The sequence below is a fragment of the Mesorhizobium sp. CNPSo 4671 genome (assembly GCF_057784245.1).
In genome coordinates, this window is the sequence record NZ_JBWLUW010000007.1 from 237,879 (window position 1) to 262,666 (window position 24,788).

At 64.4% G+C, this 24,788-nt stretch carries 27 protein-coding genes and 1 pseudogene; 7 read left to right on the plus strand and 21 right to left on the minus strand.

Annotated elements, in window-relative coordinates:
• Positions 1-61: 61 nt before the first annotated feature.
• The 15 genes from AC04SF_RS20960 to AC04SF_RS21030 form a co-directional block, all read right to left on the minus strand.
• Entirely contained in the window at positions 62-961 is a 900-nt protein-coding gene (locus tag AC04SF_RS20960) for a PfkB family carbohydrate kinase (RefSeq protein ID WP_488479347.1), read from the minus strand.
• Positions 958-1,833, minus strand: coding sequence for a MurR/RpiR family transcriptional regulator (locus AC04SF_RS20965; RefSeq protein WP_095201206.1), 876 nt, complete (start codon positions 1,831-1,833; stop codon positions 958-960). Before AC04SF_RS20965 ends, AC04SF_RS20960 begins: the two co-directional genes overlap by 4 nt.
• Positions 1,830-2,807 carry an ABC transporter permease gene (locus tag AC04SF_RS20970; protein WP_488479348.1) on the minus strand — a complete coding sequence of 326 codons (978 nt, stop codon included), beginning with the start codon at positions 2,805-2,807 and terminating at the stop codon, positions 1,830-1,832. Before AC04SF_RS20970 ends, AC04SF_RS20965 begins: the two co-directional genes overlap by 4 nt.
• Positions 2,808-2,828: 21 nt before the next feature.
• Positions 2,829-4,352 carry a sugar ABC transporter ATP-binding protein gene (locus AC04SF_RS20975; protein WP_488479349.1) on the minus strand — a complete coding sequence of 508 codons (1,524 nt, stop codon included), beginning with the start codon at positions 4,350-4,352 and terminating at the stop codon, positions 2,829-2,831.
• Between the two features lie 96 nt (positions 4,353-4,448).
• Positions 4,449-5,501, minus strand: a complete 1,053-nt coding sequence (locus AC04SF_RS20980; RefSeq protein WP_488479350.1) for a sugar ABC transporter substrate-binding protein — start codon at positions 5,499-5,501, stop codon at positions 4,449-4,451.
• A gap of 51 nt (positions 5,502-5,552) precedes the next feature.
• Positions 5,553-6,536: a sugar phosphate isomerase/epimerase family protein gene (locus AC04SF_RS20985; protein ID WP_488479351.1), complete on the minus strand. Its 984-nt coding sequence runs from the start codon at positions 6,534-6,536 to the stop codon at positions 5,553-5,555.
• 184 nt (positions 6,537-6,720) lie between these two features.
• Positions 6,721-7,629 (minus strand): anti-sigma factor family protein, encoded by a 909-nt coding sequence (locus AC04SF_RS20990; RefSeq protein ID WP_488479352.1) that lies wholly within the window; start codon positions 7,627-7,629, stop codon positions 6,721-6,723.
• Positions 7,626-8,165 (minus strand): sigma-70 family RNA polymerase sigma factor, encoded by a 540-nt coding sequence (locus AC04SF_RS20995; protein ID WP_488479353.1) that lies wholly within the window; start codon positions 8,163-8,165, stop codon positions 7,626-7,628. Before AC04SF_RS20995 ends, AC04SF_RS20990 begins: the two co-directional genes overlap by 4 nt.
• Before the next feature lie 37 nt (positions 8,166-8,202).
• Complete coding sequence (locus AC04SF_RS21000) at positions 8,203-8,406, minus strand: hypothetical protein (RefSeq protein WP_488479354.1); 204 nt, start codon at positions 8,404-8,406, stop codon at positions 8,203-8,205.
• A 132-nt stretch (positions 8,407-8,538) separates the two neighbouring features.
• On the minus strand, positions 8,539-9,744 hold the full coding sequence (locus AC04SF_RS21005; protein WP_488479355.1) for an aminotransferase class V-fold PLP-dependent enzyme: 1,206 nt from the start codon (positions 9,742-9,744) through the stop codon (positions 8,539-8,541).
• A gap of 25 nt (positions 9,745-9,769) precedes the next feature.
• The gene (locus AC04SF_RS21010) at positions 9,770-10,231 is read right to left on the minus strand and encodes a RidA family protein (protein ID WP_095201216.1); all 462 of its coding nucleotides are present in this window, start codon (positions 10,229-10,231) and stop codon (positions 9,770-9,772) included.
• Between the two features lie 68 nt (positions 10,232-10,299).
• Positions 10,300-11,094 carry an amino acid ABC transporter ATP-binding protein gene (locus AC04SF_RS21015; RefSeq protein WP_488479356.1) on the minus strand — a complete coding sequence of 265 codons (795 nt, stop codon included), beginning with the start codon at positions 11,092-11,094 and terminating at the stop codon, positions 10,300-10,302.
• Between the two features lie 4 nt (positions 11,095-11,098).
• Complete coding sequence (locus AC04SF_RS21020) at positions 11,099-11,749, minus strand: amino acid ABC transporter permease (protein ID WP_488479357.1); 651 nt, start codon at positions 11,747-11,749, stop codon at positions 11,099-11,101.
• A 1-nt stretch (position 11,750) separates the two neighbouring features.
• Positions 11,751-12,416, minus strand: coding sequence for an amino acid ABC transporter permease (locus AC04SF_RS21025; RefSeq protein ID WP_488479358.1), 666 nt, complete (start codon positions 12,414-12,416; stop codon positions 11,751-11,753).
• 73 nt (positions 12,417-12,489) lie between these two features.
• Positions 12,490-13,320 (minus strand): transporter substrate-binding protein, encoded by an 831-nt coding sequence (locus tag AC04SF_RS21030; protein WP_171883346.1) that lies wholly within the window; start codon positions 13,318-13,320, stop codon positions 12,490-12,492.
• Positions 13,321-13,491: 171 nt separating this feature from the next.
• On the opposite strand from AC04SF_RS21030, the gene AC04SF_RS21035 reads away from it, so the two are divergent.
• Positions 13,492-14,280, plus strand: a complete 789-nt coding sequence (locus AC04SF_RS21035) for an IclR family transcriptional regulator (protein WP_488479359.1) — start codon at positions 13,492-13,494, stop codon at positions 14,278-14,280.
• 11 nt (positions 14,281-14,291) lie between these two features.
• On the opposite strand, the gene AC04SF_RS21040 is transcribed toward AC04SF_RS21035, so the two are convergent.
• Positions 14,292-14,495, minus strand: a complete 204-nt coding sequence (locus tag AC04SF_RS21040; RefSeq protein ID WP_091578683.1) for a YdcH family protein — start codon at positions 14,493-14,495, stop codon at positions 14,292-14,294.
• 240 nt (positions 14,496-14,735) lie between these two features.
• Between AC04SF_RS21040 and AC04SF_RS21045 the strand changes: the two genes are divergently transcribed.
• The 5 genes and pseudogenes from AC04SF_RS21045 (at position 14,736) to AC04SF_RS21065 (ending at position 18,742) form a co-directional block, all read left to right on the plus strand.
• A complete protein-coding gene (locus AC04SF_RS21045; RefSeq protein WP_010911953.1) occupies positions 14,736-14,915 on the plus strand; it encodes a YdcH family protein in 180 nt (59 codons plus the stop codon).
• A 323-nt stretch (positions 14,916-15,238) separates the two neighbouring features.
• Positions 15,239-16,489 carry a flavodoxin-dependent (E)-4-hydroxy-3-methylbut-2-enyl-diphosphate synthase gene (gene ispG, locus AC04SF_RS21050; protein WP_095201223.1) on the plus strand — a complete coding sequence of 417 codons (1,251 nt, stop codon included), beginning with the start codon at positions 15,239-15,241 and terminating at the stop codon, positions 16,487-16,489.
• 5 nt (positions 16,490-16,494) lie between these two features.
• A complete protein-coding gene (locus AC04SF_RS21055) occupies positions 16,495-17,349 on the plus strand; it encodes a transglycosylase SLT domain-containing protein (protein WP_488479360.1) in 855 nt (284 codons plus the stop codon).
• Between the two features lie 24 nt (positions 17,350-17,373).
• Positions 17,374-17,924: pseudogene (locus AC04SF_RS21060) on the plus strand (phosphotransferase-like protein).
• Positions 17,925-17,959: 35 nt separating this feature from the next.
• A complete protein-coding gene (locus AC04SF_RS21065; RefSeq protein WP_488479361.1) occupies positions 17,960-18,742 on the plus strand; it encodes a Stf0 family sulfotransferase in 783 nt (260 codons plus the stop codon).
• A gap of 6 nt (positions 18,743-18,748) precedes the next feature.
• On the opposite strand, the gene AC04SF_RS21070 is transcribed toward AC04SF_RS21065, so the two are convergent.
• The 5 genes from AC04SF_RS21070 to AC04SF_RS21090 all read right to left on the minus strand — a co-directional run bounded on the left by AC04SF_RS21070 (position 18,749) and on the right by AC04SF_RS21090 (position 23,710).
• Positions 18,749-21,088: a response regulator gene (locus tag AC04SF_RS21070; protein WP_488479362.1), complete on the minus strand. Its 2,340-nt coding sequence runs from the start codon at positions 21,086-21,088 to the stop codon at positions 18,749-18,751.
• A gap of 136 nt (positions 21,089-21,224) precedes the next feature.
• Positions 21,225-21,566, minus strand: a complete 342-nt coding sequence (locus tag AC04SF_RS21075; RefSeq protein WP_096451072.1) for a hypothetical protein — start codon at positions 21,564-21,566, stop codon at positions 21,225-21,227.
• The gene (locus tag AC04SF_RS21080) at positions 21,563-22,453 is read right to left on the minus strand and encodes an NAD(P)-dependent oxidoreductase (protein ID WP_488479363.1); all 891 of its coding nucleotides are present in this window, start codon (positions 22,451-22,453) and stop codon (positions 21,563-21,565) included. Before AC04SF_RS21080 ends, AC04SF_RS21075 begins: the two co-directional genes overlap by 4 nt.
• Positions 22,450-22,986, minus strand: coding sequence for a gluconokinase (locus tag AC04SF_RS21085; protein ID WP_488479364.1), 537 nt, complete (start codon positions 22,984-22,986; stop codon positions 22,450-22,452). Before AC04SF_RS21085 ends, AC04SF_RS21080 begins: the two co-directional genes overlap by 4 nt.
• Positions 22,955-23,710, minus strand: coding sequence for an SDR family oxidoreductase (locus AC04SF_RS21090; protein WP_488479365.1), 756 nt, complete (start codon positions 23,708-23,710; stop codon positions 22,955-22,957). Before AC04SF_RS21090 ends, AC04SF_RS21085 begins: the two co-directional genes overlap by 32 nt.
• 78 nt (positions 23,711-23,788) lie before the next feature.
• Here AC04SF_RS21090 and AC04SF_RS21095 point away from each other — a divergent pair, with 78 nt between their 5' ends.
• Positions 23,789-24,736, plus strand: a complete 948-nt coding sequence (locus AC04SF_RS21095; protein ID WP_488479366.1) for a 2-hydroxyacid dehydrogenase — start codon at positions 23,789-23,791, stop codon at positions 24,734-24,736.
• Positions 24,737-24,788: the final 52 nt, after the last annotated feature.

A 24,788-nucleotide genomic window follows, 5' to 3' on the forward strand; every position in this document is an offset into this window, starting at 1 on the left:
CGCGCGAGGCCGCAAGGATAGGCAGGCCTGCTTGCAGTCCGGCAAGGCGGAAACCGGCCCACTAGAGGCTTTGACGCTCGGCCTCGGGCGTCGAGACCAGCAGGGCCGACGCGGCGTTGGCGGCGGTGACGGCCGCCCGTATGTCCTGCCCACGGGCAAGTGCCGCGGCCAGCGCGCCGACGAATTCATCGCCCGCGCCATGGGTGCTGACAAGCTTGACCGGGATGGCGGGAAGAGCGAAGGCCTCGCCGGTCCTGTCGCAGCAGGCGACGCCCTCGCCGCCCGCCGTGACGATCGCCACGGGGCAGAGATCGGTCAGAAGCCGCGCCGCTTGCGCGGCGCCGTCGAGCGTTTCGACCACCGACACGCCGGCCAGGAATTCCGCCTCGATGGCGTTGACGACAAGGATGTCAACCAGCGCGATCAATTCGCCCGAGAGTTTGCGCGCCGGGGCGGCGTTGAGCACGACGCGGCCGCCTTGCGCCTTCGTCGCACGCGCGGCCGCAAAGCTGGCGTATTCCGGTACTTCATTCTGCAACAGGAGCACCGCAGTCTGGGCGATCATGTTGTAAGCGGAGGCAATGTCGGCGTCGCCCAGTGTGAGATTGCTGCCCGAGACGATCACCGCGCCATAATCGCCGCCTGCGTCGAAGATCGCCACGCTCATGCCGGAGCCGGCGCCCGGCGCCACCCGCACGAAGCTGCGGTCGACGCCGCCGCGATCGAGATTGGCCAGCAGCGCGCGGCCGAAATCGTCGTCACCGACGGCGCCGATCATCGCGGATCTCGCACCGGCCCGTGCTGCTGAAACCGCCTGGTTGCCGCCCTTGCCGCCGCATTTCGGGTGCCAGGCATGGCCGGTCACCGTCTCGCCCTTGCGCGGGCGGTCGGGGGCGTCGACCATGATGTCGTAATGCAGGCTGCCGAAGACAGTGACGAGCGGGGTTGTCGATGGCCTCATGAGCCCCGGTCTTTTCGTTTCGATGTCACCGCCGACATGGTGCGGCCGAGATTGCGCTCCGCCGCCTGGTAGTCGCGTTGCGCCACCGCCACGAACAGCGCGTCGAGGATGTTGAGCTGGGCGATGCGCGCCGCCGCGTTCTCGCCCATCAGCGGCGAGCCTTGCGCGGTCGAGCACAGCACGATGTCGGCGATCTGGGCCAGCGGCGAGTTGTCGTAATTGGTGATGGCCAGCGTGCGGGCGCCATTCTTGCGGGCGAGTTGGATGGCGTCGATGACCGCCGACGTATTGCCTGAATGCGAGAAGCCGACGGCAATGTCATCAGCGCCGAGCAGTGAGGCCGACATCAGCATCATGTGCGAATCGTCGTAGACCGATGCGCGGATGCCGATGCGCAGGAATTTGTGCGAGACGTCGCGTGCGATCTGCGCCGAACCACCGACGCCATAGAAATCACGGTTCTTCGCCCGGAAGAGCAGCTCGGCGGCACGGTCGAAATCCTCGATATCGAGGATGGCGAGCGTCTCCTCCAGCGCCTGGATGGAGGTGCGGAACACTTTTTGCACGATCTCGGCCGAACTGTCGTCGGACGACAGTTCCTGATGCATCTCGGCCGTCGGCAGGCGGCTGTATTCATAGACGGCGGTGCGGAAGTCGCGATAGCCGGAGAAGCCGAGCTTCTTGGCGATCTTGACCACCATCGCCTCGGACACGCCGGACTCCTCGGCGATCTGCTTCAGCGGGATCGTCTCATCGAAGCCGCGCCGGCCGAAGACGGTTTCCACCACCTTCGCTTCCAGCGGGGTGAGATGCGGCATCATCATGCGGATGCGCGGTCCTACCGCTTTCAGGTCCAGCCCGCTCAAGGTCATCCACGCCCCCTCGTCACACGATCGATAAGCATCGCGGCGAGGATTATAAGACCAGTTGCCAAGAGCTGATAGAAGGACTGCACGTTCATCAGCGTCAAACCGTTGCGCATGGCCCCGAGGATGACGGCGCCGAGGATGGTGCCGACGATGCTGCCCTTGCCGCCCATCAGCGATGCGCCGCCGATGGCCGCCGCGGCAATCGCGTCGAGCTCCCAGAGATTGCCGAGAATGGGTTCGGCCGCACCCAGCCGGCCGATCAGGATCTGCGCGGCAAGAGCGGCCAGCAGGCCGGAAATCATGTAGGCGGCGATCTTGGTGCGGGCGATCGGCACGCCGGCAATGTAGGCCGCCTCCTCATTGCCGCCGACGGCCAGCAGATATTCGCCGAACGGCGTCTTCTTCAGCACGATCCAGGCGATGGCGGCCACACAGGCGACGATGATGACCGCCAGCGGCAGGCCGAACAGCGAGCCGTTGAAGACGGCGCGGAAGCTGGCGGGCAGGCCGAGCACCGGATTGCCGCCGGTATAGATCAGCGCCAGTGCCCTGTAGGTGCTCAGCGTTCCCAGCGTGACGATAAAGGGCTGCAGCCCGACATAGGCGACCAGCACGCCATTCACGAGGCCGCAGAGCAACCCGATGACGAAGCCCGCGGCGATGGCCAGCGGAAACGCCACGCCGGCAACCAGCATCGAGGCCGAGATGACGGCCGAGAGCGCTGCGGTCGGCCCGACGGACAGGTCGATGCCGCCGGAGATGATGACCAGCGTCATGCCCAGCGCCAGGCAGGCATTGATGCTTGATTGCTGCAGGATATTGATCAGGTTGCGCTCGGCAAAGAAGCCCGGCACCAGCGCGCCGAAGACAGCGAGGATCACCAGAAGGCCGATCAGCGTGCCGGCGTCGCGCATGGAAAAGCGGTGCAGGATGGCAGCGCCCGGCCGCGCCGGTACAGCTTGCGATAGGTCAGACATGGGCAATCCTGTTCTTCTTTTTCATGCGCCGGCTCCTTGCGCGCCTGACCGGCCGGCTGGGCCTTGCGACTGGGGTATGGCGTGCGCGGCGATCGCCTGCTCGCTGAGGCTTGCCCGGTCGAGCTCGGCGGCGATCGCGCCCTCGCGCATCACCAGCACGCGATCGGCGAGCCTGATCACCTCGGGAAGTTCGGAAGAGACGACGATAACGCAGTGGCCTTCAGCGGCGAGCTCTTCGATCAGATGGTAGATTTCCGCCTTGGCGCCGACATCGATGCCGCGCGTCGGCTCGTCGAACAGCAGGATCCGCGTTCCCGCTGCCAGCCATCGACCGATGATCGCCTTCTGCTGGTTGCCGCCACTGAACAGGCGGATAGGCCGGTCGAGCAGGAAGGGCCTGAGATTGACCCGCTTCATCTTCTCCCCCGCCACGCGCCTCAGCCTGGCGTGGTCGATGACGCCGTGCCTGGCGAAGACGCCCATCGAGGCGAGCGCCATGTTGGAGGTGACCGGACGCAGCGGCACGATGCCTTCACGCTTGCGCTCCTCCGGCACCAGGCCGATGCCGGCGGCAATCGCATCGCGCGGGCTGGACAGCCGGACTGCCTTGCCGTCGATCTCGACGGTGCCCGACGAGGCGCGGTCGGCGCCGGCGAGCAGCCGCAGCAGCTCGGTGCGGCCCGAGCCGACCAGGCCGGCAATGCCCAGCACCTCGCCGCGATGGAGGTCGAAGGAGATATTGCGGACCTTCGGCGAGGACAGCCGGCGCACGCCGAGCCTGACATCCCTGGTGGCGTGGGAGCGGTGTTCTTCCTGAGCAAGTTCGCGGCCGACCATCATCGACACCACGGCCTGTTCGGAGACCCCTGGCAGATCGGCGGACTCGATGACGACGCCGTCGCGCATGATGGTGGCGCGCCGGCAGATGCCGAACACCTCGTCCAACTTGTGCGAGACATAGACGACGGCGACGCCGTCGCGAGCGAGGCCTTTGATGACTTCGGCCAGCCGCTCGAACTCGCTCGGCGTCAGGCTGGATGTCGGCTCGTCCATGGCGACGATTCGGGCGCGGTCGAGCAGCGCGCGGGCGATCTCGACGATCTGCCGCTGCGCCACCTTCAAGCTGCCGAGCGGAGCCGCCGGATCGATGGTGGCATCGAGCGCGGCAAGGGCCGAGGCGGCGCGGCGCTCCTGCTCGCGTCTGGCGACGAAGAGCCCGCCGCGCGTCAACGGATGGCCAAGGAACATGTTCTGGGCGACGCTGAGGCGTGGCACCTGCTGCAGTTCCTGGTGGATCATGGCGATCCCGGCGGCTCGCGCCGCGACCGGGTTGGTGAGCGCCACCGGCACGCCGTCGATCAGCACGCGTCCGGCGCTTGGCCGATAGACGCCCGACAGGATGCGCAGCAACGTCGACTTGCCGGCGCCATTCTCGCCGAGCAGGCCATGGATTTCGCCGGCGCCGATCGAGAAGGACACGTCGCTCAGTGCCCGCACGCCCGGAAAGTCCTTTGAAATGCCGTCGAATTGCAGCCGGGATGACATGGGATCCTGTTCCGCGGGCAAGGGTGCCAGCCGGGAGCGAAACGCCCTGGCCGGCACCCGCCGCCCCGCCTTTGTCCTAGGGATAGGGGCGATGCCCTACTGGCCGGCGGCCGCGTCCTCGAGCAGCGCCTTGCGTGCATCGGGGCCGGAATAGCGGTCGGCATTGTCCTTGGTGATCAGCGCTTGTGGCGTGGCGACGACGCGCGGCAGCTTCTGGCCGGCGACGAGGCGCAACGCCGCTTCAAGCGCCACCTCGCCGGTCAGCACCGGGAAGCTGTCGACCGTGCCGGTCAGTTCGCCGGCGCGGATCGAGGCGTAGGCGTCGGAGATGCCGTCGGTGCCGAACACGGCGACCTTGTCCTGCAGGCCGGCGGCCTTGACCGCCTCGACGATGCCCAGCGCCATGCCGTCATTGTTGGCATAAAAGCCGATCAGGTCGGGATGTTGCTGCAGGATGTTGGTGGCCGCGTCATAGGACGTCTGGCGATCCCAGTTGCCGGGCACGCTGGCGACGACCTGGAACTTGCCGCCCTCGGAGATGGTGGCCTTGAAGCCGTCGGTGCGCTGGACGGCGGCATAGACGCCCGCCTGGCCCTCGACGATGGCAACCTTGCCGCCATTCGGCCGGTTCTTGATGAACCACTTGGCGACGCGCACGCCATTGTCACGCTGGACATTGCCGACATAGTGCTCGGCCTGCGGGATGACGGCGTCGTTGACGTTGACCACAGGCACGTTGGCGGCCTTGGCCTGTTCCATGATCGGCTGCAGGTTAGAATCGGTCTGCGGCGAGACGAGCAGGACGTTGTAGCCCTGCGTCACCAGGCCTTCGGCGATGGTGAGCTGGCCGAGCTGGTCGCCCTCATTCTGAGCCGCCTGGTAGACGACGGGAACGCTGACCTTGTCGCCGAAGGCCTTGTAGCCCTCGCCGAGCGAGCGCCAGTATTCATTGGTCAGCGTCTTGGAGACGGCGCCCGCCTTGGTGCCTGCGGGCAGCTTGGGGAAAGCGCCAAACTTCGCTTCGAGCTGCGACCAGTCGATGCGATCCTTCTCGGTGTCTGAGTTGAGCGGCGCAAGATCGGCAGTAAAGGCCGGCGCGATGGCGAGCGCCATCAGCGTGGCGGTGGCGGCGGCTAGCAGAAACTTCATTGTCTTCCTCCCTGGTTTGAAAACGGCGGTGTGGTTGAGCAGCTTCGGCGGTCAGGCCCCGAGCATGATCTCCTGGACGATGGCCTGCGTGGCGACCGCGTCCTGGCGGTCGATGGCGGATGACAGACGGTTGTCCTGGTCGAGCCGCTCGACGACGCCGAGCATGCGCTTGACGGTGGCGATGTTGACTTCGCATTCGCGCACCGGATCGAGCCCGGTCATGTCGGGAAAGGTGTCGAAATAGATGGCGCCGGCGTAGCCGTCGCGCCGGATCTGGCGCAACAATTCGATCGTCTGCAGCGTGTGCACGGCGCCGACCATCAGGCCGTCGTCGCGCTTGGCGTAGCCGTCGTTGAGATGCACGCCCAGAAGCTTGCTGTGCCGGGCGACGAGGGCGGCGGCAAAGGCCGGCTGCTCGTCGGCATAGAGCACATGGGCGAAGTCGAGGGTAACGCCGAGATTGGGAAGGCCGACCTCGCGGATCGCCAGCAAGGTGGTCGCGGCATCCGGCATCAGCGAATAGGACCGCGGCTCGTTGGGTTTGTACTCCAGGCTGATCTGACAGCCGGGATCATGTGCGGCGACTTCACGAATTCCATCGATTTCGTGTTGCCAGAGCGTCACATAGTCGGCCTGGAAGGCATAGTCGAAGCCATCCTGTCCCAGCCACAGCGTCATCAGGCTGGCGCCGGCTTCACGCGTGGCGTCGATGCCGGCCTTGGTCAGGTCAATGGCCTCGCGGCGCACCAGCGGATCGGGATTGGTGAAGGCGCCGAGCTTGAAGGCGGGGTTGGAATAGTAGCGCATGGCAAAGCCATTGATGGAAAGCCCGAGATCGCCTAGTTTGCGGGCGATTTCCGCAGGCTTTTCACTGACATGGTCAGGAAAGTTGAGGTCGAGATCGGTAAGCCCCTCGACCTTGGCGGCGCGCGCCGCCATCTGCATCAGCGACGGCTTGCCGGTAAGATCAGGCCATTCGGCCTGCGGCCGCGAGGCAAAGGAATTCAGGCGCGTGGCGAAACGATTGGCTGTCATGGGCGATCCTTAAGTCGCCATGACTTCACACAAATACGAATATTTGTAAAGTTATTATTTTGAGAAAGTCCACGAGGCCGTTGACATGGCTTGCAGCCGGGGCTGAGCGCACGGGCGCGCCGGCAGCCTCCCCGTCGGGCGACTGCCTCAGAGCGATAGGATCAACAACGGGGCAGGATTGCCGTCACACCGCCGCTTTGCGGAAGCGGGCGACGAAGTCGTCGAGTTCGGGGCGCTCCATGTCCGAGATCGCCCAGTAGGAGAAGGCGCCGTCGCTCCAGTGCACCATCGAGAAGCCGCCGGACGAAAGGTCGTCCGGCTTGGTGGTCTTGCCGCCCTGCTGCGGCTCGGCGACCAGCGTGATCAGGTGCTCGCGGTGGCGGTAGACCAGGGCCGGCACCGGCCGGCCTGATATCACCTCGACCCGACCGCCGATCAGCGCGAAGCCGTCCTGGGCAAGGTCGGGTGCCGGCGGCGAGACGCCAATGCGGGCGTCGAGCCATGGCTTGACGGTGTGGCGGTCAGACGAGACGATGTCGATCGGGCTCGCCGCAAGCAGGCTGCGGCGATGACCACTGGCGACCGCCGCGGCAAAGCCATCATCGACGCCGCTCTGCATTACCCATTGCGTCGCCCCGCTGGCCAGCACCGCGCTGATCATGATCGATGCGGCCATGGCGCGCCAGTCGAACGAACCGAAGCGGCGTGCCTTTGGCGATGGCCGCGCCTGGGAAGGACGTGTTCCGGCTTCTCGTCTCTGGCCGCCGCCAGCACCCGCAATCAATCCCGGCAATGCCGATGGCGTGCCCCGCTGCCGCTCGGCCGTCTCGGCTTGTTCCTGCCGTTTGGCGCCCGTCATGCCGATCGACGCGATGCGGACCCGAAACGCGTCGCTGACATCGGGGCGCGGCAAACGGCTGACCGCGCCTTGCAAGGCGACAATGCGGGCGTGCTCCGCGGCAAGCTTGGGGTCGGCGGCGATGCGCCGCTCCACGGCAAGTGCGGCCGCCGCATCAAGCTCGCCATCGACAAGAGCATGGATCATCAGTCTGATACCTTCGGGATCATTGGGCAGTCCGTCGTCGTGCGTCATGACGCTCTCCCCAGTTCAGACGCCAGCAGGCCACGGGCGCGGGCCAGCCTGGACATGACCGTGCCGATCGGCACGGCAAGCATGGCCGATATCTCGCGGTAGCTGAGGCCATTGATATCGCGCAGCACTAGCGTCTCGCGAAACGGCTGCGGCAGGGCTGCGATCGCCGCCTCGAGTGCCGCCGTATCGGCCCTGGCGATCAGGCTCGCCTCCGGGCCGTCCTCGTCCGGCAGGCTGGTGCCGTGTGCGGCGGCCATGTCGTCGAGATCGCCGAGGTCGCCGACGGCCATCATGGCGCGCGGCCGGTTGCGTGCCATCCAGGTGTAGGAGGTGTTGCGCACGATGGTCAGCAGCCAGGCGCGGGGGTTGCCGCCGGCATAGCCTGATATGCCGGCATGCGCCTTGATGCAGGCGTCCTGGACGACATCCTCGGCGTCGGCGGCATTGCCGGTCAGCCAGCGCGCAAGCGCCAGCGCGTCGCCGAGATGCGGCAGCACCACTTGGTTGAAGCGCTCTGCCAGGGCCCTCTCGCTCAAAGCAGCACCATGATCCGATACTCCGGGCCGTGCCGCCTCAAGATGCGACGGCGACCTTGCGCTGCTCGCAGGGCCAAAGCCCCCGGGAACAGGCAGAACCACCTGCCTTGCTGAAAGTGAATTCATCTGCGTCACCGGTGTCAAGCGCCACAAAGGAGAGCCTGACGACGCTCATGCTGCCCAGCGTATAGCCACGGCCGACGCCGTAGCCGTATTCGCCGTCCTTGCAATGATGCGGCATGCCGGTCTCCTCAACGCCAGACGTGGCGTATGCCGAGCAGACCTGTCGCGGAGACGGTTTATTCCCGCCGCCCGCAAATCCGGCTGATCACAGTCGCGTGATCACTGGTGTTTGGGGCTGTTGACTTGGCGCTCAGTCCGGCCACTTCAAGACGCCAGACGAATCCTTGCGTGCGGCTTTCATCGCATCGGCCGGGCGGTCCTTCGCGGTAAGTGTGGCCCGCAGGCGTTCGGCGACGATCTCCGCTTCGCCGGGATGCAGGTTGCAAGGGTCGAGGAAGAAGTGGCCACGCTCGACCTCGTGGTTGCGCACGATGATCGGCGGTGAGCCCGCGGCCAGCGCCGAGGTGAGGCCGGCGGCGCTGAAGCGGCTTTCCGGCGATACGAAGATCTGCAGCCGGTCGAGCGGATTGGCCGTTGGATCGGGAATGATCTTGGCAAAGATGCCCGGCAGCCCCTGCAAAGCGTCTTTCCAGAGATTGAGCGCAGCCTCCTCGCGCTTGCGTATGCCGGCGTGATCGCGCTTTTCCCAAGCTTCCAGTGCCGCCATGGTGCCGGCGATGCTTTCCTTGCCAACCTTCATCGCGCGGGCAACGCCGCGGTTCTGGAGATAGGCTGATCGCACCAGATCCTTGCGGCCGGTGACGATGCCGCTGGTCGGCCCGCTCAGGAATTTGTGGCCGCTGTAGATGACGACGTCGGCGCCGCGCGCCAGGAACCCGCGCAGATCATATTCGGACGCGGCATCGACGATCACCGGCACGCCCTTGGCGTGGCAGATTTCGCAGAATTCCTCCAGCGACAGCATGCCGTACTGCACCGTGTGGTGGGCAACGACATAGAGGCCAGCCGCCGTGCGGTCGTTGATCGCTTCGCGCACATGATAGTCCTGCGTCACGCTGACCGTGCCGGCGGGCACCACCTTGGCGCCGGCGACGCGGATCGATTGGTCGATCGGGGCGCCGTAATTGACGATGTGGCCAAGTTGGATGACAACCTCCGACTTGAGGCCACTGGTATCATCGGGCAGGCGTTCGATGGCGAGCAGGTTGTTTCCCGTCATCGCGCCGGCGATCGCCATGGTGATGCCGCTGGCACAGCAAGCGGTGATGAAGCCGGCCTCGCCGCCGGTGAGGCGCGCAACGACTGTGCTTGCGGCACGTTGCAGGTCGTCCATCTCCACCCATTGCGAGGCCATTTCGGCCATGGCGCTGATTGCTTCCGGGACGATGATCGACGCGCCGAGCGCGGTCATGGTGCCGGATACGTTGATGATCGGCCGCAAGCCCAACCGTTCGCGGATGGTGGTGTTGGAACCGGCGGAGGAAGTGGTTTTCATGTCAGCAAATCCCGTAAGTGGCAGATCAGGCGGCGATCTCGACGACCGCCTCGATTTCGACAGTGATGTTTCCGGGCAACGAACCGACGCCGATCGCCGAGCGGGCATGGCCGCCAATATCAGCGAACACATCGGCGAACAGGTCTGAACAGCCATTGACCACTTTCGGATGGTCGCTGAAGGTCGGCGTCGCGTTGACGAAGCCGAGCAGTTTGACGACGCGCACGATGCGGCCGAGATCGCCGGCGGCGGCATGCATGACGGCCAGCAGGTTGAGGCCGGTCAGGCGCGCATGCTCGTAAGCCTGCTCGACGGTGACATCCTCGCCGACCTTGCCGGTGCAAAGCGTGCCGTCGGCGCGTAGCGGCCCCTGTCCGGACAGGAAGATCAATCGCCCGCTCTCTGCATGGGTGACGAAGTTGGCGATGGGCGTCGGCGGCTCGGGCAACGTCAGGCCGAGTTCGGCGAGCCGGATGTAAGGTGTCATGGAAGAAGGCTCCCTTGGATGGCTTCAGCCATCCGATGTTCAAAATGGGCGGCGTCGGCCGTCCAATGTCAAAAATGCGAGGCGCGGAAGCGCGCCAGGAAGGTGCGGAGGCGCTCGTTGCTGGTCTCCGCCGCGAGGATCTCCTTGGGCGGGCCGACGGCGCTGACGCCACCATCGGCCATGAAGACGATGCGGCTCGAAGCGTCGCGGGCGAAGGCCATTTCGTGCGTCACCATGAGCATGGTCATGCCGTCCTCGGCGAGGCTGCGCACCACGGCCAGCACCTCGCCGACCAGTTCGGGGTCGAGCGCCGAGGTGATCTCGTCGAGCAAAAGGATTTTTGGCTCCATGGCCACGGCACGCGCGATGCCGACGCGCTGCTGCTGGCCGCCGGAGAGTTCGGCTGGCAGGCTGTCAGCCTTATGGGCAAGGCCGACGCGACCGAGCCAGTGTTCGGCGGCCTGGCGTGCCTCGGTCGCGCTCTTGCCCCGCACCTTGGTCAAGCCCAGCATGATGTTGCCGGCTGCCGTCAGATGCGGAAACAGGTTGAAGCTCTGGAACACCATGCCGGTCTCGGCACGCATACTGGCCAAGTCGCGTTCGCTGCGGCGCTGGTGCGTTCCGGCTGAGAGGTAGCCGACCTCCTTGCCGTCGATGCGGATCGAGCCTGAGTCATAGCTTTCGAGGAAGTTGACGCAGCGCAGCAGCGTGGTCTTGCCGCTGCCCGAGGGGCCGATGACGGTCACCACCTCGCCGCGGTTCACCTGAAGGCTAACGGAACGCAGCACCTCGACGGAGCCGAAGGCCTTGGAGACATCGTGCACGTCGAGCAGGGCGGGACTGGCATTTGCAGCGTCGGACATCATGCTATTCCCGAATGAAAGAAAAACGCCGCTCGAGCCGCCGGCTGGCGAGCGAGAGCGCGTAGTTGACCGCGAAATAGATGAGCGCACCGAGGATATAGAGCGGCATCGCCTCATAGGTGCGGCCGATGACCTGGTTGATGGCCTGCATCAAATCGGTGATGCCGAGCAGCGACACCAGGGCGCTGCCCTTGACCGCGTCGGTGACGCCGTTGATCCAGGGCGGCAGGAAGCGCCTGAATGCCTGCGGAAAGATGACGTAGGTGAGCCGTTGGCGGAAGGTCAGCCCGATCGCCATCGCGGCCTCGGACTGGCCTTTTGGGATCGAGCCGACCGCACCCCTGAGGTATTCGATGACCTGCGCCGTCTTGAACAGGGTCAGCGCCAGAACGGCGGCCCAGAAGGACGGCAGATGCAGCCCGATCGCAGGCAGGCCGTAATAGACGAAGAACATCAAGACCAGGATCGGAATGCCGCGAATGGTGTCACTGAAGATGCGCACCGCCCAGCGCAAGGGGGCGGGGCCGTAGACCAGGCCGACGCCAAGCAGGACGCCGGCGATGAGCGACAGGCTGACGACCAGCAGCGATACCCAAAGGGTCACGGCGAAGCCTTTGGCGAGGAAAGGCAGGGCGTAGAGGATCTGGCTTGCCATGTCAGCGCGCCGCCCTGAACCGGCGCTCGACGAGCCTGAGCGCGAAAAGCAGGATGTAGCCGGTCAGCAGATACATCGCCGTCGTGACCAGATAGACCTCGACGATGCGGAAGGTGTTGAAGTTGATCCATTGGGCGCCGAAGGTGAGTTCGGGCACCGAGATGACGGAGGCGATCGAGGTGTCCTTGAACAGCGAGATGAAGGTGTTGGACAGCGCCGGCAGCGTGATGCGCAGCATGGTCGGCAGGCGCACATGGATGAGCCTCTGCCAGGGCGTCAGGCCAATCGCCTTGCCGGCATCGAGCTGGCCGCGCGGGACGGCTTCGAGGCCCGAGCGAAACACCTCGACCAGATAGGCACCGCTATAGACAGACAGCGTCAGGACGAAAGAGGTCGGCGCGCTGTAGGCCAGGTCGACCACGGTCGGCACGCCGTAGAAGACGAGATAGACGAGCAGGATCAGCGGCACGTTGCGGATGAATTCGACATAGGCGGCGATGATCGCGCGCACGACGCGTCCGGCCGAGACATACCAGACCGCCAGCACCAGACCGATGACGGTGCCGATGGCGATCGAAATCACGGCAAGCTCGAGGCTGAGCAGCAGTCCGCCCCACAGCTTGTCGAAATGCCGCCAGATCAGGTTGAAATTGAGGGCATAGCCCATGCGTCCGCCTCAGTGTGAAGGGCGTCGAATGGATTGCGGAAGGGCTGGAATGCCGCCCTTCCGCGATCCGGGATCAGATGACCGGGAAACCGGGGTGGCGCGCCGGCGGTTCCTGGCCGAAATAATCCTTGAAGGCGGCATCGTAGAGCGCCGATTCATGGCCGAACATGGCGATGGTGAAGGTCTGGTTGACGAAGGTCAGCCAGTCGAGATCGCCTTGCCGCAAGGCCGCGCCGTAGAGCATCGAATACCAGCTCTTGCCGGCGTCGAAATATTTGTCCGGATTGCGCGACGCGAGCCAGCGCACGGTGGACAGATCGACGGCGGCCGCGTCGGCGCGCTTGGATTCCAGCGCCTGCAGCACGTTGGCCTGGGTGTCGATCTGCAACACCTGCGCCTGCGGCAGGGCATAGTGGACGGAGCTTTCGGCATCGACATTCTGCAGGATCGAGATGCGCGTCGCCGAACCGCCGGCAAGCAGCTTGTCGAAGGTCTTGTTCTCGGCGGTGGGCAGGGTCAGCAAAGCAACGCCTTCGACGTAGTAGGGTCGGGTGAAGTTGATCAACTGCGAGCGCTGCGCCGTCATCGTCATGAACTGGATGGTGATGTCGACCTTGTTGGTGGTGACATTGGGGATGCGTTGCGCCGGATCCTGCATGACGAACTCGACCTTGGTCGGATCGTCGAACAGGCCCTTGGCCAGGATGCGCCCCATGGTGATATCCATGCCGACCAGTTCGCCGGCATCGTTCTCGAAATGCCACGGCGCATTGGTGCTGCCGGTGCCGACGATCAACTTGCCGCGGTCGAGCACGGTGCGCAGCAGGCTGTCGGATGCGGCCTGGGCGGCGGCCTTCTGGGCATCGACGGTTGCCAGCACGCCGGCCGTCGCCAGTCCCGCCATTCCCAATTTCAGAAAATCACGTCTTCCGGATGTGTCGTTCACGGCGACCTCCTTTCGTGTTGTGTTCCCCTACGCACAGGCAATACACGCGACGGTGATTATCATAAGATTGTCTCTTACAAGAGACGCATGTATCCTGTACAAGACAGATACTAGCACCAGGAATCGACAATGCAAGATGGCAATGCCTTGGCCGTTTCGGCCGACGAAAAGACGACGGCCTCCCGCGAGAAGGGCCTCAACCGGGTGCTCGAGATCCTGGACTTTCTGCACACGACGCAGCGGGCGATCGGCATTGGCGACCTTGCCAAGGGGGTGAATGCCCCGCGTTCGACCACCTACACGCTGGTGCGATCGCTGGTCGATGCCGGCCTGCTGGAAATGGCTGGCGACGGCAACCGCGTCTATTTCGGCAAGAAGCTTTATCTCTATGGGATGGATTATGTGCGCGGCAATGATCTACTGCGGCGCGGGCGCCAGGAGGTCGACCACCTGTCGCGGGAAACCGGCGAGACCTCGGAATTGTGCATGCTGCAGAGCGGCCGCTACACCATCGTCCATTCCAGCCCCGGCACCAGGCCGTTCCGTATCAGCTCCGCCACCGGTCTGCAGATACCGCTGCCCTGGACCGCATCGGGCCGGCTGCTGCTGGCGGGACTGGAGAAGGCCGAGATCGAAGCCATGGTGTCGGAAGACGATCTGGTGCTGCCCGACGGCCGCAAGCTGCGGCTCGACGATTTCATCGCCGACATCGCCAAGGCTGGGGTGACCGGCTACTGCGTGACCTCGGGCCTCGTCGATGCCTACACGAAATGTCTTGCCGTGCCGGTGTTTTCAGCGCCGGGCAAAGTGGAGGCGACCATGTGCCTGGTGGTTCCCATCGATACGTCCGAGGAACGGACAGGCAACCTCATCGGCCTGCTGCGCGACCGCGCGGCCAGGCTTTCGATCGGCGGATAGGCGAGAGACGGCTAGGCGATGATGTCTGGAATGATCTTGTCTTCCAGCGCCATCAGCCGGTCCTTGAGCACCAGCTTCTTCTTTTTCATGCGCTGGATCTGCAGCGGGTCGCAATTGGTGGCGATCATCGCGTTGATCGCCGCATCGAAATCGGCGTGTTCCTGCTTCAGCCGGGAAAATTCGAGGCGAATATCGGCCTGTTCCTGATCGGACATTCTCTACCGTCTGCACGTCTGCGGCGCCCAAAAGCTGGGCCTGATTGGGCGGGGGCGGCAATTTCTGCCACCGGCGCGCAGCCCATATCACATTTCACCTTGTCGTGGAATGCTACCAAGCAGCATTCGACATCGCAGTCGGAAGGTGGCAAAGTGTCATTGTGCCGTCACAGAAGCGAGCCTGCGGTGGACGCGCCTTGACGGCAGCAATCGAGGAAACCATGAAAGGGAGAACCAATCATGTCTCTTGCTTCCCATCTTGATGAGTTGCAGCGGAAACACGGCGACATCGAACGTGAAATCGATGACGCGATGAACCACCCGTCGGTGGACGACCTCGAAATCGTGAATCTCAAGCGACGCAAGCTGGCACTCAAGGATGCGATTGAGAAACTGAAAGCGCAACCGACCACGCATTGATGCCCGACTGACATAGCCGCCACTATGCGGTCTTCTTCCTTGCCGGCGGCAATCGCCGCCGGTATGTCGGGTTTTGATTTTTAGCGCCAAGTCATAAGCCGCAGCTAATATCCTTCAGATCCATTTTGCACCTCGGCCATCGCCGGGTCATGCCCTGTTTCATGCCCCCGGCCGGGATCAATTGCTGCCAGTGGCGACCTGTCGCCATTGACAAGCCATCTTTGCTCCTCCACCTCATGCCCGGACTTCAGCGCATCGGCCCCCGGGGAGTGCTTGCGCGTCCAAATGGACGGGCAAGGCCCCAGAGACAAAAGGCTGCCGGCATGACCGGATATTTTTCCTTTCCCTTCCCCCGCCGCACCTCGGTCGGCGTCGATGTCGGTGGCGTGGTCGTCGGTGGCGGCGCTCCGGTTGTCGTGCAGTCGATGACCAACACCGACACGGCCGACATCGACCAGACAGTCGCGCAGGTCGCGGCACTTCATCGCGCCGGCTCCGAGATCGTGCGCATCACCGTCGACCGCGACGAGAGTGCCGCAGCCGTGCCGCGCATTCATGAGCGGCTTCAGCGGCTTGGCATCAACGTGCCGCTGGTCGGCGACTTCCATTATATCGGGCACAAATTGCTCGCCGACCATCCGGCCTGCGCCGAGGCGCTGGCGAAATACCGCATCAATCCCGGCAATGTCGGCTTCAAGGACAAGAAGGACCGGCAGTTCGCCGCGATCGTCGAAATGGCGATCAAACATGACAAGCCGGTGCGCATCGGCGTCAACTGGGGCTCGCTCGACCAGGAGCTTCTGACCCGGCTGATGGACGACAACCAGGACAAGGGTTTTCCGCTGACGGCGCAGGAAGTGACGCGCGAGGCGATCGTGCAGTCGGCGATCCTGTCGGCCGAGATGGCCGAAGAGATCGGCCTTGGCCGCGACAAGATCATCCTGTCGGCCAAGGTCAGCGGCGTGCAGGACCTGATCGCAGTCTATACCGAGCTTGCCACCCGCTCCGACCATGCGCTGCATCTCGGCCTCACCGAGGCCGGCATGGGTTCGAAAGGCATCGTTGCGTCGTCCGCCGCCATGGGCATCCTGTTGCAGCAAGGCATTGGCGACACCATCCGCATCTCGCTGACGCCGGAGCCGAATGGCGACCGCACGCGCGAGGTGCAGGTGTCGCAGGAACTGCTGCAGACCATGGGTTTCAGGCAGTTCGTGCCGATCGTCGCCGCTTGCCCCGGCTGCGGCCGCACGACCTCAACCGTGTTCCAGGAGCTCGCCCAGAACATCCAGGCGGATCTGCGCAAGAACATGCCGGTGTGGCGCGAAAAATACCCCGGCGTCGAGAATCTCAAGGTCGCGGTGATGGGGTGCATCGTCAACGGACCGGGTGAGTCCAAACATGCCGATATCGGCATTTCGCTGCCCGGCACCGGCGAGACGCCGACGGCGCCCGTCTTCGTCGACGGCAAGAAGGCGGCGACGCTGCGTGGGCCGTCTATCGCGGCGGATTTCGAGAAAATGGTCGCCGACTACATCGAGCAACGGTTCGGTCGCGGCAAGGCCGCGGCCGAGTAGCCGCGATGCAGCGTTTCCTCTTGGCAACGCTGATTTTGCTTTGCGGGCTGGCCTGGTCGACACTCGTTCAGGCCGACCCACCGCAATCGGCCAAGCAGCGGCTGATCGACAAGGTCTGCAACCTGATCCAGGCGCATGCCGATCAGAACGGCCTGCCCCGGGATTTCTTCGCCAGGCTGATCTGGAAGGAAAGCCGTTTCGATCCCAATGCCGTCAGCCCCGTCGGCGCCGAAGGCATCGCCCAGTTCATGCCGGGCACCGCCAAGATGCGGGGGCTCGAAAACTCCTTCGACATCAACCAGGCGATCCCGGCCTCGGCGAAATATCTCGCCGAAATGAAGACCAGCTACGGCAATCTTGGTCTGGCCGCGGCCGCCTACAATGCCGGTGAGAGCCGGGTGTCGCGCTGGCTTGGCTCGGGCGGCTTCCTGCCGATGGAGACCGAGAGCTATGTTTTCGATGTCATGGGCGAGCCGGTCGACAAGTTCACTGACCCCGCCTATGCCGGAAAGATCGAGCCGCTCGATGCCAAGGCGGATTTTGCCGTCGCCTGCCGCAAGCTGCCTGTCATCATGTCGCAGACCGTTGCGATGGCTTCGATCAACGTCAAACCCTGGGGCGTACAGGTGGCCGGCAATTTCCGCCGCAGTGCGGCAGTCAGCCAGTGGCTCAGGGTGAGGAGCCGGTTTCCAGCGCTGCTCGCCGGCCATGACCCGGTGGTCAGCCGGGTGCGCACGCCGATCGGCCGGCGCGGCATCTATGCGGTCAGGATCGGGATCGACGATCGTGCCGCCGCCAATGTCATTTGCCAAAAACTGCAGAGCGTCGGCGGGGCGTGCGTGGTGGTGCGCAACCGGTAGTCCGATCCGAGAGGGCGTTTGACGATGACAGCCAGGATCGTTCTTCTCAACGGCGTCGGCAGTGCCGGCAAAAGCTCGATCGCCAGGGCGTTGCAGACAATAACCGCCGCGCCGTTCCTGCATGTCAGATGGACAGTTTTCTCGAAATGCTGCCCGATGCCTTGCAGGACCATGCCGATGGTTTCTCCTACGAAACCGTTCAACGCGACGGCAAGCCGTCGGTCGTGATCCGGACCGGACCGGTGGGCGAAAAGACCCTGCGCGGCATGCGCCACGCCATTGCCGCCATGGCGGGGCAGGGCAACAACCTGATCATCGACGACGTGGCGTGCAGCGGCGAAGTGTCGGACTATGTCGAACTGCTGTCGGCCTTCGATCTCCATCTGGTCGGCGTCATGGCGCCGCTGGAGGTTCTGGAAGCCCGCGAAGCCCAGCGCGCGGACAGGCTGCCGGGGCTGGCGCGCTGGCAGTATGAGCGCGTGCACAAGGGCATATGCTACGACCTCGAAGTCGACACCGACCGGTTCACACCGCTCGAATGTGCCCGTCGCATCCAGCAACAATTTCGACTATAGGCGACGGCGGACCGGCCGGGGTCGCCCTGCCTGCGATGAACGACGAGGTCAGCTGGATGTTCGACGCCTACATTATCTGCGGTACGCCGAGAACCGGCAGCACTTTGCTGTGCAAGCTCCTGGCAGCCACCGGGACATCAGGCGATCCGCATTCCTTCTATCGGCGGCAGGATGTGGCGGAGTGGGCGCAGGAGTGGAAATTGCCCGGCCGCGACACGATGGGCGAGCTTGAATTCAACATTGCCTATCTCGATGCGGCGATCGCCGCCGGCAAGGGCGGAACGGGCGTCTTCGGTTTGCGCCTGATGCGCGAAAACCTGGATGAGCTTTCGGCAATCCTCGACCGGATTTTCCCCGGGCTTGCGTCGGACACAGCGCGTTTCGCAAAGGCCTTTGGCCGTATCCTCTACATCCACCTGTCGCGCGAGAATAAGCTTGCGCAGGCTGTCTCGCTGATCAAGGCGGAGCAGACCGGCCTTTGGCACATCGCTCCCGATGGCACCGAGATCGAAAGGGTCGCGCCGGCGCAAGAACCGCACTATGATTTCGAGCGGATCAAAGGCGAACTCGCCGAGCTCGAAGCCTATGATAAAGCCTGGACTACCTGGTTCGCGGCGCAAGGCCTGACCCCGCTGCGGATTGGCTATGAGCATCTTTCCGCCGACCCGGCGGCGACATTGCAAGCCGTCTGCGAGGCCCTCGGCGTTCAGCCTCCGAATGCTAGAGATGTGCGGCCGGGCGTTGCGAGGCTCGCCGACAAGACAAGCCTCGACTGGATGCGCCGCTACCGTCTGGACGCGGCAGGCCTGACGCAGTGACGGGGATCAGGCCGTCTTGGCCACCACCGTTTCGCTGAGCCATGTGCCGATCTTGGCGCCGAGGCGGTCGGGCGAAACCGGCTTGGGGAGATAATCGTCCATGCCGGCCTCGATGCACTTGTCGCGATCGCCCTTGAGCGCGTGCGCGGTGACGCCGATGATCGGGATGTGGCCGCCCGACGAGGTCTCGATCGTCCGGATGGCGCGGGTCGCCTCATAGCCGTTCATTTCGGGCATCGAGACATCCATCAGGATCAGTTTCGGATGCAGCGACCGGTACATCTCGACCGCGGTGCGGCCGTTGCCGGCGATGCGGTAGCTCAGACCGAGCCCGTTGAGGATCTGGCCGAACACCAGCTGATTCACCTCGTTGTCCTCGGCAATGAGGATGTCGATCGGACCGTTCGGTGTGACGGCCGATTCCGGCGCGGTGGCAACCGGTATGGCGGGGCCGCGGATGACGGTGAAGGCCGGTGGAGCCGGCTGCGGCATCGGCTGGACCGGCTCACGGATGAACTGCGCCTTGCCGACCTGCGAACGGGCCTTCTGGATGACCGAGATGACCGTACCGAGCAGCACCGCTGAGCGCGCCGGCTTGGTCAGGTGCGCGGCAATGCCGAAATCGATGATCATCTTGCCGAAATCGACCTGGTCGACCGAGGTCAGGATGACGATCGGGATGGCCGACAGCCGGCTGTCGGCGGCGATCGCCCGGGCGACATCGGCGCCATTCATGCCGGGCATCTGGTAGTCGAGGATGATGCAGTCGACGCTGGCGCCCAGCTGGCAGGCTCGATCGAGGAAGGCGAGCCCCACCGCGCCGCTTTCGGCGGCGGCACAGTCGAAACTCCAGCTTCTGAGCTGCTCGAGCAGGATTTCGCGGTTGACGGGATTGTCGTCGATGACCAGCACGCGCGCGCCGGTGACGTCCACCGGCACGATCGCGTCGCGCGCCTCGGCATGATGCACGGGCAGCGGCACCGCGAACCAGAAGACGGAACCGCGCCCGATCTCGCTCTCGACGCCGATCTTGCCGGCCATCAGGTCGACGAGGCGGGCGGCGATGGCAAGGCCAAGGCCGGTGCCTTCGTGACGCCGGGTCGAGGATCCATCCACTTGAGCGAATTTCTCGAAGACGTTCTGCAGTTTCTCGGCCGGGATGCCGATGCCGGTGTCCTCGACGCGCAGCCTGAGCTGGACGACATCGTTGACGGTCTCGCCGCCGACGTCGATCAGCACATGGCCCTTCTCGGTGAACTTCACCGCATTGCCGACCAGGTTGGTGACGATCTGCCGGAAGCGGCCGGCGTCGCCGACGACATGGGCCGGCAGCCGCGGATCGACACGCACGATCAGTTCGAGGTTCTTTTCGGCGACGCGTGCCGAGACCAGCGTCGCCACGTCCTCGACCGCTTCGGTGAGGCGGAAAGGAGCGGGGTCCAGGGTGAGCTGTCCGGCATTGATCTTGGAGAAATCGAGGATGTCGTTGATGATGGTGAGCAGCGCATTGCCGGATTTGACGATGACGTCAGTGAAGGTCTTCTGGCGCGGGGTCAGTTCGGTCTTGGCCAGGAGTTCGGCCATGCCGAGCACGCCGTTCATCGGCGTGCGGATCTCGTGGCTCATATTGGCCAGGAATTCGGATTTGGCGCGATCGGCGGCCTCGGCCTTGAACAGGGACTCGGCCGATTGGGCAAAGGCGCGGCGGATCGCCTGCTCCATCGGCCGGAAGATCCAGAAGGCGACGATGGCCAGGACGCCGAACAACAGGCCGCTCGCCCACAACAGCAACCGGTCACTGGATGCGTCGGCCAGATGGCGCTCTTCATCCATGGCGGTGCGGACACGGACCAGCATCGGCTGCACAAACAGATCGTTCTGGTTGCGGATCTCGCGATAGCTCCATTCATCGGCCTTTTGCGCCATCGACATCAGGTTGAAATTGCGCACCATATCGTGCGCCGACCAGAACAGGTCGCCGTTGACCGAGGCGGTTTCGAGTTCGTTGATGGTCTTGGCCGACAGGCGCGAGCGCAGCGCGGCGAACTGGGCGGTCAGCGTGTCGATCTCGCTGGTCAGACGTTCGGAATGGTCGCGCGCCGATGCGGTCAGCGCGTCACGCGTTTCGTTGCGCCAGGCCGAACCCGTCGTCTCGGCGAAGCTGGTCGCGTTGCGCAGGTCGCGGGTGAAGACGACGAGGTTGCTGCTCAGCGCATCGACCTCATGACGGAAGGAATTGACACGGTTGAGCGCAAACATGATGGCCGTGGAAGCCAGCGCGAAAATCAGCAATCCTGAAAGATAGCGAATCCGGACAAACCGGATGAAGGAAGAATATTCCGGCATGCGCAACCCCAACACATACGCATTATTTTAACGACCGGGATTACGCTTCATTTACATTAAGATTTCGTTGGCGCGCCTGTCCGATTGCTGAGACGGCCCGCCAGGAAGCGAACCGGGGCCGGAACCGGCGATGCCACTACGCTGCGGCCAGGGGGAATTCGTTGGCGATCGTGACGTGATGGTGGATGCGGCCCTCGAAATATCTGGCCAGGACCGCTTCGGTCGCGGCGCGCGATTCGGCGCGGACGGGGCTGGCAAGGGCCGCGTCGACGGCTGCCATGTCGCGGTAGTTGATCGCCAGGATCAGCGGGAATTCCGGTGCGCCGTCATCACGCTTTTCGGCGAAGCTGACGCGCACGTCGAGCGCGCCGGGAAACGCCTTCCACTTTGGCAGCACGGTGTCGAGGACAGCTTGGCGGAATGCCGCGGTCTGCCCGTCCTTCACCTTGCCTTCAAACAGCGCATAACGCGTGATCATGTCCGGTTCTCCTGGTCGTCGTTGCGTCGGAAAAATTCCATCAATGCGGCCTGATCCTCGTCGCCCAGTCCGGCAGCCGTCAGCAGCCTGTGCACTTCGGCGCAGACGGCTGTCAGCGGCATCGCCGTATGCGTGCGCCGCGCCAGATCCTGCGCGGCATTGAGATCCTTCACCATATTGTCGATGCGGCCCGTGCGCCGGTAGTCACGGGTGGCGAAGCGCGGCAGGTATTCCTGCAGGATGGCGCTGTCGGCGCGGCCGCCCTTCAACGCCTGGGGGATCTTCAGCACGTCGACGCCGGCATCCAGCGCCAGCCGCGTTGCCTCCGCCACGGCCATGAAGTTCAGCGCGCACAGCACCTGGTTGATCAGCTTGGTCGTCTGGCCGGTGCCGGCCGGGCCCATATGGGTGTAATTGGCCGCGACGTCGCGCAGCACCTTGTGGGCGTCCGCGACGTCCTCGGCCTCGCCGCCGGCCATCAGTGTCAATTCACCGGTCAGCGCCTTCGGCGCGCCGCCCGAGAGCGGGCTGTCGACCCAGCGCAGACCCTTCTCGCTTGCGTCGGCGGCGAGCTGGCGCGTCGCATCGGGGTCGATGGACGACATGTCGATGATCAGCGAGCCAGGCTTCGCTCCAGCCGTCACGCCGCCGTCACCGAACACTGCGCGGCGCACGATCGCCGCCGAATTGAGGCTGAGGATGACATAATCGGACGCACCGGCGGCCTCGGCCGCGCTCGCCATGGCGGTCGCGCCCCTGGCGACCAGCGCCTCGACCTTGACCTTGTCGAGATCGAACACGGCGAGGCGATTGCCGGTGGCGAGCAGGCGCTCGCCGATCGCCCCGCCCATGGCGCCGGCGCCAATCAATGCGACTTTGCTGGTCATGACGGCCGCTCCTCGAATTTCGTTGTTATGTCCGCGACAATCTCCTGGAGCGGCGCGTCGATAACCACACTGATTGCATTCTCGTCCTTGCCCGGTATCTCCAGCGTCGCGAACTGGCTGTCGAGCAGGCTTGTCGGCATGAAGTGGCCGGTGCGTTCGCGCATGCGACGAGAAATCAGTTCGCGCGAACCGTCGAGATAGATGAACAGCACCGGTGCGCCGGCCTGTTCGGTGATGAAATCACGATAGGCGCGCTTCAACGCCGAGCAGCCGACGATGATGGGTATCGTGCCTGGCCTCAGGGTTTCGCCGACCCTTGCCAGCCACGGCCACCTGTCGGCGTCGACAAGCGGAATGCCGGCGCTCATCTTGGCGATGTTGGCGTCCGGATGCAGCTGGTCGCCATCGACATAGGTCGCCGAGATCGCGCGAGCCAGCGCTTCGCCGATCGTTGTCTTGCCCGACCCCGCAACGCCCATGATGATCATGCGGCGCGGCGGATCAGATCGACGCTGTGATGCCGCCATCGACATAGAGGACATGTCCGTTGACAAAGGACGAGGCGTCGGAAGCGAGGAAGACGCAGGCCCCGACCAGTTCTTCGACCTTGCCCCAGCGGCCGGCCGGTGTGCGCTTTTCGAGCCATGCGCTGAAGTCAGGGTCGGCGACAAGGGCAGCATTGAGCGGTGTGTCGAAATAGCCCGGTGCAATGGCGTTGCATTGCAGACCATGTTTGGCCCAGTCGGTCGCCATGCCCTTGGTCAGGTTGCCGACCGCGCCTTTGGTCGCGGTGTAGGGTGCGATACCCGGGCGAGCGAGTGCGGTCTGCACACTGGCGATGTTGATGATCTTGCCGCGGCCGCGGCCGATCATGTGGCGTCCGACCGCCTGGCCCACATGGAAGACACTGGCGACATTGGTCTGCAGCAAGCGCTCGAACGCATCGGCGGGAAAATCTTCGAGCGGCGCGCGAAACTGCATGCCGGCATTGTTCACCAGTATGTCGATCTGCCCGCCGGAGAGCTCGAAACCGTCTATGGCGGAGCGGACCGCTGCATGGTCGGTTGCGTCGAAGACGAGTGTTCGCGCCCCTGGTATCCGTGCCGCCGCCGCGGTGAGCTTTGTCGCGTCGCGGCCATTGAGGACCACCCTGGCGCCGGCTTCGGCCAGGCCCTTGGCCAACGCAAAGCCGATGCCCTGGGAGGAGCCAGTGACGAGCGCCGTGCGCCTCGTGAGATCGAACAGAGTGGACGACATTTTCCCGATTGCCTCTCGTCGTTGAATGTTGTTATGTTATCGATAACATTGCTGTCAAGTCAATTGGAGCGAATACCGATGCAGCGGCCTCACATCCTTCAGATTGGACCTTATCCAGCGTGGGACGAGGAGCCACTCAACCAGGCCTTCATTGTCCACCGTTATTTCGATGCAGCCGACAAGCCGTCCTTCCTCGCCGAGGTTGGGCCGCGGATACGCGCCATCGCCACGCGCGGAGAACTCGGCGCCAGCCGGGCCATGATCGCGGCCTGTCCTTCGCTCGAGGTCGTGAGCGTCTATGGCGTCGGTTTCGACGCGGTGGATCTCGCGGCATGCCGGGAACGGGGCGTGCGTGTCACCAACACGCCCGATGTGCTGACCGGCGATGTCGCCGATCTCGGGATCGCCATGATGCTCGCCCTCTCGCGTGGCGTGGTGGGGGCGCAACGTTGGGTGCACGACGGCAGCTGGGCGGCCAAGGGGCTCTACCCGCTGCAGCGCCGCGTCTGGGGGCGGCGGGCCGGCGTGCTCGGTCTTGGCCGCATCGGCCACGAAGTGGCCAAACGCCTCGCCGGCTTCGGCATGGACATTGCCTACTCGGGCCCAACACGCAAGGATTTCGCGCCGAGCTGGGAGTTCATCGCCGATCCGGTCATGTTGGCCGAGCGTTCGGATTTCCTGTTCGTGACGCTTGCCGCGTCGCCCGCGACGCGCCACATCGTCAATAAGGATGTGATCGCGGCACTCGGCGAGGACGGCATGCTGATCAACATTTCGCGCGCTTCCAACATCGACGAGGATGCGCTGCTCGACGCGCTTGAGAACGAGACACTCGGTTGCGCCGCACTCGATGTTTTCGAAGGCGAGCCCAGACTCAATCCGCGTTTTCTGGCGCTCGACAATGTGCTGCTGCAGCCGCACCATGCGTCGGGCACGGTCGAAACGCGCAAGGCGATGGGCAAGCTTGTGCGCGACAACCTCGCCGCCCATTTTGCCGGCCAGCCGCTGCTCACGCCGGTGCTTTAACTCCTAATCTCAACTCCGGAGGGAAACGCTGCACAGCCTTCCTGGACCTGCC